This is a genomic window from Chryseobacterium pennae, from assembly GCF_003385515.1.
In the GTDB taxonomy this organism is placed as follows: Bacteria; Bacteroidota; Bacteroidia; order Flavobacteriales; family Weeksellaceae; genus Chryseobacterium; species Chryseobacterium pennae.
On the sequence record NZ_QNVT01000032.1, the window covers coordinates 82,268 to 88,422 of the forward strand.

The following is a 6,155-nucleotide window of genomic DNA, read 5'->3' on the forward strand; positions in this document are numbered from 1 at the left end:
ACCATGAAAGATGAAATTACAATCACAGTGACAGATCAGACCGGTATTCAACATACCCTGATCTGTCCACTGGAGATGGGACTTACTTTAAAAGATATCTGTAAAGCCTACGAATTACCTATGGAAGCAATGTGCGGCGGAATGGCCATGTGTGCCACCTGCCATTGCTATATTCTGAATGGAGCGGCCTCATTGTCTGAAAAAAATGATGTGGAAGAGGCCCTTCTTTCGGAGCTTTTTACCTCTAAGGAAATCAGCAGGTTAGCATGCCAGATCTATCTGACTGCTCAAATGGATGGACTTTCCATAGAAATTGCAGCAGATTAACAGATTCAAGATAAAGTTTGCACAGTTTATGATGTAATAAATTGGTGGAACTGTTTTAATTAAGTTTAGTAGGGATTTCTAAAACAGTACAATGTTGAAGGAATCCCTTTTTTATAACATTTTAAAAATAAAAACTATGGCTATTAAAATAACAGATGACTGCATCAACTGTGGTGCCTGTGAACCGGAATGCCCTAATTCAGCCATTTACGAGGGAGCTATCGACTGGCGTTGGCAGGATAAAACCAAACTTTCGGGTAAAGTAACTTTCCCGGACGGTACAGAAGCAGATGCCGGAACTTATAATCAGGCCGTTTCAGATGACGTCTATTATATTGTATCCGGAAAATGTACGGAATGTAAAGGTTTTCATGAAGAGCCTCAGTGTAAGGCTGTATGCCCGGTAGACTGCTGTATTGATGATCCGGATCATCGCGAAACAGAGGAAGTATTGTTTGACCGGCAGCATTTCATGCACGGCGCTTAATTCAAAACTATGAATTACTATAGTTATTCTGTCTTTCTAAATTAAATTAACCACATAGAAGTCTATGTGGTTAATATTTTTTATTTCGCTTACCTATTTTGCTTTAATCTCATTATAGATCTTTTGAGTAAAAGAGGTATCAAGATGAACATCTGCTCCATATTTTAAAACCGCTCCGGCAAACAGTTCCAATTCATTATCTTTCTTTCCGGAATGAATATCTAATTGTAAAGAGGTTGGAGTTTCAAAAGGAAATGTAGACGCTTTTTCAAAGGTTTTTTCTATAATATCTTCCGCAAGCTGGATTTGCTTTTTATCAGCAATCTGCTTTATTTCTTTCATAATTTCCGTGGCTTCGTGTTTCTGTTCTTCATCTGCACAAACAGTTCCTATAGATGAATTATGTTTCGCAGTTACCAGTCCGAAGCTTGCAATGAAAATAAATTTAGTCCAGATATCCGTTAAAGAATTGTCTTTAAAATCAAAATCTATTTTACTTTCCTGAAACAAATCCGTTACCCATGCAACATCATTGGAAAAATGCTCAGGATCTCTTCCCACAATCATCTTTCCTGCTTTTCCTTTATGCTCTACCGTTCCTCTTTCTTTAATATGAGATGCCACATAAATACAGGTTGGCAGAATAACATGGTCGGGAATTATTTTTCTGATTCTGTCATAAATATCCGCACCATTCATCATAGGAAGGAGTATTGTATCTTTAGTAATAACCTCTTTAAGCTGTCTGCAGACATTTTCAAGATCATATTCTTTTACACAGATCAAAACCAGATCAGGATTTTGAATATCACTGATATTTTGCACAATAGCATTAGGATGAGTGCGGTCATTGGGATGTTCCGGTGAAAGTAAAACCAATCCGTTTTCTTTTACTTTATTATAAGTTTCCCCTCTTGCCACAAAGGAAACGGTATATTTTTCCGAAGTCTCATTAACCTGATTGATCTTAAAACCAAAATATCCGCCTACTCCTCCTAATCCTACAACTACAATATGCTTTTTGTTCATGAAATTATTTTTGACAAAGATGGATGACAAATTTGAATTTACCACTTGACAAATGAAAAGAAATGATAATTTGAAAGACAATATTGGAAGAGGGAGGCTGGAAGCTGGAAGTTATGGAGGTCCCAAAATAAGTTTTATTCTATTTTAACAGATTTTCTTATTATATGAATGAGTTTCTTGGAAATCGCGAAGGCGCAAATGGTTTTGAATGCTGAGAATATTTTTAAGGCGCAAAGATTTTATCTGCGATAAAATTGTATGCTGCAGATTTGATAATGCATATTTAAATAAAAAATTATCAGAAACAATTCGTCTGCAATAACTTCCAACCTCCAGCTTCCCGCTTCCAGCCTTTATTCATGAAAGACTTAATCAAGTAAAAAAATTATCAGGAGTGATCCGTCTGCAATAACTTCCAACCTCCAGCTTCCCACTTCCAGCCTTTATCCATGAAAGACTTAATCAAGTAAAAAAATTATCAGGAGTGATCCGTCTGTAATAACTTCTAACCTCCAGCCTCCCACTTCCAGCCTTTATTTATGAATATCTCTTCTGATTCTGCTGAGCGAGCTATCCTTAATTCCAAGGAAGGAAGCAATCATCTTTAATGGAACATGTTGAAAAATATCAGGGTCTTTCTTCATCAGGTTAGAATATCGGGTTGATGCTTTCTGGCTTGCCATTTCTATGAGTCGGTCGTGAATATTGTAATAATTTAAGACAAAAAGAAGTCTGCTGAACTCCCGGAATTCAGGAATATTGTGAAAGTTATGCTGTACGTTTTCCAATCCGGTTTCCCAGAATGTACAGTCGGTAACAGCCTGGTAGATCTCTTTAGTAGGCTGCTGTCTGAAAAAAGATAAAAAATCATTTACAAAGCAAGGGGCAGCATAAATATTAGTGGTAATTTCCTCATTGTCTTCATTCAGCAGATACGAACGGACGTATCCTTTTTCAAGGAAATAAGTCTTTGTACTAATGGTATTTTGATCCAACAGGACAGCATTTGCCTTTAATTCGAATGGCTCGAAGGTTTCCGTGATTTTCTCAACCACTTCATGTCTGATACTGAACAGGGAATGGAAATAATTATTGATCGATGATTTATCCATTGGAAATTACAATACTATCTATTTTGGCCATCTAAAATAGGGATAATTCTGTGAATTTCAGTGAAAGTATACATTGAAGATCAAGTGAGGGAACACCCCGGCAAAAATTCTTTGAATTTTTACCACCCTTCCACTGGAGGGGAATGATTACGTCTTCAATTATAATATCTGTTATTATAAAAAAATCACCTCCTTTTAACCCAGTTTAACAGCCTTTGTGGCGATAAAAGTTGGCAAATACTGATCAATTAAAAACCTTGGGTTAGGCTGCATTTCTTCTGTAAAATCGTCCATAACAAAGCCTGCTTTCATTTGTCCGCCAATCAGATCAGAAAGCGTATGTCCAAAAACCAATGCTTCCTGATTTTCCATTTTTCTGGCAATCTGCTCCTGATTCAGATCTTTGATGTCTGCATAAGGCAAGGTATATTTAGGCCTGATAATTCCATCTGCGATATCCTGAGGATTACGGTCTGCTACAAAAACAACCGGATTGAAAAAGCTGGCCAATAAAGAACCGCCTTTTTTCAAAACTCTGTAAGCTTCTTTCCAGACAGGATTTACATCTTCCACATAATGATTGGATATGGGATGAAAAACAATATCGAAAGACTCATCTTCAAAAACACTGAGATCTCTCATATCTCCCTGAACTGTTTTCAATGATAATCCGTCACGCTCTGCAACCCGCTCATCCTGCTTCAACTGCTCTTCTGAGATATCAAAAACTATAACATCCGCTCCCACTGCTGCCAGTACCGGAGCCTGCTGCCCACCTGCAGATGCCAGACATAGGATTTTCTTTCCTTTTACATCTCCCAGCCATTCCTTAGATAAAGGTTTTGGAGTGAGATGTACCTCCCACTTCCCTTCTTTTGCATTATTGATCAGCTCTGTACTTACAGCCTGAGACCATTCGTTCTGTTCCAGTGCCTGTTTATTCCAGGCTGACTCATTATGATGTAAAAAGTCAATTTTTTCTTCTTGCATAGTATTATCTTTTTCATTGGCATTATAAAAACATTTACAATGCATTACAGTATTCAAATATAGAGACTTTACAGCCTGTCTATGTTGAAAAGACTATCCATTTTCACGAAAAGGACTGCCAAGCAATTATATTTTGGCTGTATTCGATTATTTTATTACAGAAAAGGCCTTTAAATATTTAGCTTAAAAACTCTATTTCAAAATGTATTTTCATTTCTTATTCGAGGTTGAGAATGCTATCTAATTCCTAATTTTATTTATCTTTATATCGATCAAAAAAGATTATTAATGAATGACCTTATATTGAAATCTCAACGTTTAACCTTACGTACATTCAAAGTAAGTGATGTTTCAAATGTTCATCACATGCTCTTACAACCTGAAAGTACATTATTTAATCCCAGTTCTTACTCTGAAGATAAAAAGGAAACTCAAAAGTTAATCAATATCTGGAGGTCAGAAGCAGAAAGCGGGCAAAGCCGCAAAAAGTTTACGTTTTTAATAGAAACAACCACAGACTGTACCTTTGTAGGCATTATCGCCATTGATCTTATTAAATTTCATTACAAAAATGCTGAAACATGGTATAAGCTCAGCCCTGAAATCTGGGGAAAAGGCTATGCAACAGAGGCTCTGGAAAGAATCATCCGGTTTGGTTTTGAAGATTTAAAACTTCATAGAATTGAAGCAGGCTGTGCTGTTGACAATATTGCTTCTTATAAAGTCATGGAAAAGTGTGGCATGATAAGGGAAGCTCATCGCAGAAAGTTACTCCCCTTAAAAAACGGATGGAGTGATAATTACGAATATGCTATTCTTGAGGAAGACTATTTTGCAAAACAATAAACTAATAAACAGCTTTTGTTAACCCCTTCATGCTTTGAAGGGGCATCCTAATTTTTTTTAACGCAAAGGTTTTATCTATAAAGCTTAAGATTTTAGGAGAGCAGAGATTCCGACTAAGTCATTGACTAAGCTAATATTAACTAGCTGCTTCATCAAATCGATTGCACATTGTTTTCTTCTTAGCTTCCTTAAAAATAAAGCATTTTTTAAATAGAAGCTTGTCATTACCTCTATAATTTAACCACCACTTTTCCTATCGTTCGTCCTGTTTCAATTTGTTGATGGGCTTTTGCTAGTTCATCGAAAGCAAATACATGGGAAATATACGGTTTTATAACTCCTTTTTCTAACAAGGATGCAATAGTTCGCATATCCTTTCCACTGGAATATACAGACATAAAATAACAGGCATGCAGATTCTTTTCCCTTGCTAATCTTTCATCTTCCTCAGTATGTCCGGATGGCAAAGCAACAATAGTCCCGAAAGGCTTTAAAACCTTAACTGATTTCTGAAAGTTTTCTCCGCCAACAGCCTCCAAGACAAAATCAAGATCATAAAGAACTTCCTCGAAATGACTCACTTTATAATCAATATGCTGATCTGCTCCCAATTCCAGAATAAAATCCCGGTTAGCGGTTGAAGAGGTGGCAATAACAAAAGCTCCGATATGTTTGGCAATTTGTACGGCAAAATGTCCCACTCCTCCTGCCGCAGCATGAATGAGTACTTTATCAGTGGATCTCAGTTTACCATAGCTGTCAAATGCCTGCCAGGCCGTCAATGCAGCCAAAGTAGTGGCTGCTGCTTCAATATGCAAGACATTTTCAGGCTTAATGGCCAAATGTTCTGCCGGAGCGGCGGCATATTCAGCATAAGCTTTCCCATGTCCAGCAAAATTAATCATCCCGAAGACCTCATCTCCTACCTGAAATGAAGTTACTTCACTTCCTGTTTCAACAATAATCCCGGAAATATCCCAACCCAAAATCAATGGATTATATTGCGCTAAACTTTCCGCCAACGGTGCTTTACGGCTGCGTACTTTAACATCTACCGGATTAATACTGATGGCTTTTACTTTAACAAGAACCTCATCACCTTTGATGCTGGGTTTTTCAATTTCTCTTTCTACAAGATGTTCTACACCACCAAATCCTTCTAATACAATTGCTTTCATAGTATTTTACATTATAATAGCAAAAATAGACTGACTTTAAGCATTAAAACAGGTATATTTCGCTCACATTTGGGTATATTTTAAATACCACGAATGCCTTTAGATTTGTAAAAGGATTTAGTAATAAATTAGATAATAATTAAATACTGAAGAACCAGAGAAAATAAAGTGAACTAAACGAATGCA

The 6,155-nt window shown here is 36.7% G+C and carries 7 protein-coding genes; 3 read left to right on the plus strand and 4 right to left on the minus strand.

The window, feature by feature from the left end:
• Window positions 1–3 precede the first annotated feature (3 nt).
• Together DRF65_RS24315 and DRF65_RS24320 are read left to right on the plus strand one after the other, a co-directional pair.
• The gene (locus DRF65_RS24315; protein WP_115973310.1) at window positions 4–327 is read left to right on the plus strand and encodes a 2Fe-2S iron-sulfur cluster-binding protein; all 324 of its coding nucleotides are present in this window, start codon (window positions 4–6) and stop codon (window positions 325–327) included.
• Window positions 328–463: 136 nt separating this feature from the next.
• Window positions 464–814 (plus strand): 4Fe-4S dicluster domain-containing protein, encoded by a 351-nt coding sequence (locus DRF65_RS24320; protein ID WP_115973322.1) that lies wholly within the window; start codon window positions 464–466, stop codon window positions 812–814.
• A gap of 93 nt (window positions 815–907) precedes the next feature.
• Here the strand turns inward: DRF65_RS24320 and DRF65_RS24325 are convergent, their stop codons facing one another.
• The 3 genes from DRF65_RS24325 to DRF65_RS24335 all read right to left on the minus strand — a co-directional run bounded on the left by DRF65_RS24325 (window position 908) and on the right by DRF65_RS24335 (window position 3,945).
• A complete protein-coding gene (locus DRF65_RS24325; protein ID WP_115973311.1) occupies window positions 908–1,843 on the minus strand; it encodes a ketopantoate reductase family protein in 936 nt (311 codons plus the stop codon).
• Between the two features lie 533 nt (window positions 1,844–2,376).
• On the minus strand, window positions 2,377–2,955 hold the full coding sequence (locus tag DRF65_RS24330) for a Crp/Fnr family transcriptional regulator (protein ID WP_115973312.1): 579 nt from the start codon (window positions 2,953–2,955) through the stop codon (window positions 2,377–2,379).
• Window positions 2,956–3,150: 195 nt separating this feature from the next.
• Window positions 3,151–3,945, minus strand: a complete 795-nt coding sequence (locus tag DRF65_RS24335) for a class I SAM-dependent methyltransferase (protein WP_115973323.1) — start codon at window positions 3,943–3,945, stop codon at window positions 3,151–3,153.
• Between the two features lie 288 nt (window positions 3,946–4,233).
• Here DRF65_RS24335 and DRF65_RS24340 point away from each other — a divergent pair, with 288 nt between their 5' ends.
• Complete coding sequence (locus DRF65_RS24340) at window positions 4,234–4,791, plus strand: GNAT family N-acetyltransferase (protein WP_115973313.1); 558 nt, start codon at window positions 4,234–4,236, stop codon at window positions 4,789–4,791.
• A 230-nt stretch (window positions 4,792–5,021) separates the two neighbouring features.
• Here the strand turns inward: DRF65_RS24340 and DRF65_RS24345 are convergent, their stop codons facing one another.
• Window positions 5,022–5,969, minus strand: a complete 948-nt coding sequence (locus DRF65_RS24345; protein ID WP_115973314.1) for an NADP-dependent oxidoreductase — start codon at window positions 5,967–5,969, stop codon at window positions 5,022–5,024.
• Window positions 5,970–6,155 lie beyond the last annotated feature (186 nt).

Coding starts and splice junctions, on each gene's coding strand:
- DRF65_RS24315 (WP_115973310.1), top strand. CDS start 4: ATGAAAGATGAAATTACAATCACAGTGACAGATCAGACCGGTATTCAA.
- DRF65_RS24320 (WP_115973322.1), top strand. CDS start 464: ATGGCTATTAAAATAACAGATGACTGCATCAACTGTGGTGCCTGTGAA.
- DRF65_RS24325 (WP_115973311.1), bottom strand. CDS start 1,843: ATGAACAAAAAGCATATTGTAGTTGTAGGATTAGGAGGAGTAGGCGGA.
- DRF65_RS24330 (WP_115973312.1), bottom strand. CDS start 2,955: ATGGATAAATCATCGATCAATAATTATTTCCATTCCCTGTTCAGTATC.
- DRF65_RS24335 (WP_115973323.1), bottom strand. CDS start 3,945: ATGCAAGAAGAAAAAATTGACTTTTTACATCATAATGAGTCAGCCTGG.
- DRF65_RS24340 (WP_115973313.1), top strand. CDS start 4,234: ATGAATGACCTTATATTGAAATCTCAACGTTTAACCTTACGTACATTC.
- DRF65_RS24345 (WP_115973314.1), bottom strand. CDS start 5,969: ATGAAAGCAATTGTATTAGAAGGATTTGGTGGTGTAGAACATCTTGTA.